At 50.8% G+C, this 240-nt stretch carries 1 protein-coding gene; it reads left to right on the top strand.

The genetic code is table 11. The features are described 5' to 3' along the window. On the top strand, positions 1-82 hold an 82-nt coding region (locus SB719_RS22355), incomplete at its 5' end, for an urease subunit gamma (protein ID WP_412160063.1). Positions 83-240 lie beyond the last annotated feature (158 nt).

Genomic DNA, 240 nt, shown 5'->3' with positions numbered 1-240 from the left:
CGAAATGATCCATGACATTCAGGTGGAAGCCACCTTTCCGGACGGTACCAAGCTTGTGACCGTTCACAATCCAATTCCGTAGAACATCTCCCGCACTGCCGGGAACGTTTGGGCTTTTGCTTTAACGCGCATCTTGAAAATATCGGGATGCGCTTGAGGAGACGATCATGATACCGGGTGAATATTTCATCGAAGACGGGACGATCGAACTCAATGACGGTCGTGAAACCCGCGTCATCG

The organism is Pantoea sp. SIMBA_079 (assembly GCF_046940275.1).
GTDB classification, from domain to species: Bacteria; Pseudomonadota; Gammaproteobacteria; order Enterobacterales; family Enterobacteriaceae; genus Pantoea; species Pantoea borealis.
The sequence above is the reverse complement of the archived record's forward strand: the minus strand, read 5'-3'. Positions and strand labels throughout refer to the sequence as shown.